This is a genomic window from Citrobacter sp. Cpo040 (assembly GCF_030332915.1).
In the GTDB taxonomy this organism is placed as follows: domain Bacteria; phylum Pseudomonadota; class Gammaproteobacteria; order Enterobacterales; family Enterobacteriaceae; genus Citrobacter; species Citrobacter portucalensis.
On record NZ_JAOWGX010000037.1, the window covers coordinates 1 to 1170 of the forward strand.

Consider the following 1170-nt stretch of genomic DNA (forward strand, 5'->3'; position numbering starts at 1 on the left):
CTTCGGCGTTGTAAGGTTAAGCCTCACGGTTCATTAGTATCGGTTAGCTCAATGTATCGCTACACTTACACACCCGACCTATCAACGTCGTCGTCTTCAACGTTCCTTCAGGACCCTTAAAGGGTCAGGGAGAACTCATCTCGGGGCAAGTTTCGTGCTTAGATGCTTTCAGCACTTATCTCTTCCGCATTTAGCTACCGGGCAATGCCATTGGCATGACAACCCGAACACCAGTGATGCGTCCACTCCGGTCCTCTCGTACTAGGAGCAGCCCCCCTCAATTCTCCAGCGCCCACGGCAGATAGGGACCGAACTGTCTCACGACGTTCTAAACCCAGCTCGCGTACCACTTTAAATGGCGAACAGCCATACCCTTGGGACCTACTTCAGCCCCAGGATGTGATGAGCCGACATCGAGGTGCCAAACACCGCCGTCGATATGAACTCTTGGGCGGTATCAGCCTGTTATCCCCGGAGTACCTTTTATCCGTTGAGCGATGGCCCTTCCATTCAGAACCACCGGATCACTAAGACCTGCTTTCGCACCTGCTCGAGCCGTCACTCTCGCAGTCAAGCTAGCTTATGCCTTTGCACTAACCTCCTGATGTCCGACCAGGATTAGCTAACCTTCGTGCTCCTCCGTTACTCTTTAGGAGGAGACCGCCCCAGTCAAACTACCCACCAGACACTGTCCGCAACCCGGATTACGGGTCTACGTTAGAACACCAGCCATTAAAGGGTGGTATTTCAAGGATGGCTCCATGCAGACTGGCGTCCACACTTCAAAGCCTCCCACCTATCCTACACATCAAGGACCAGTGTTCAGTGTCAAGCTATAGTAAAGGTTCACGGGGTCTTTCCGTCTTGCCGCGGGTACACTGCATCTTCACAGCGAGTTCAATTTCACTGAGTCTCGGGTGGAGACAGCCTGGCCATCATTACGCCATTCGTGCAGGTCGGAACTTACCCGACAAGGAATTTCGCTACCTTAGGACCGTTATAGTTACGGCCGCCGTTTACCGGGGCTTCGATCAAGAGCTTCTCCTTACGGATAACCCCATCAATTAACCTTCCGGCACCGGGCAGGCGTCACACCGTATACGTCCACTTTCGTGTTTGCACAGTGCTGTGTTTTTAATAAACAGTTGCAGCCAGCTGGTATCTTCGACT

General features: G+C 52.7%; 1 rRNA gene (only partly in view). It reads right to left on the reverse strand.

From position 1 onward, the window contains the following. Positions 1-12: 12 nt before the first annotated feature. Positions 13-1170, reverse strand: a 23S ribosomal RNA gene (locus tag OGX86_RS18675); it runs 1706 nt beyond the window's last position.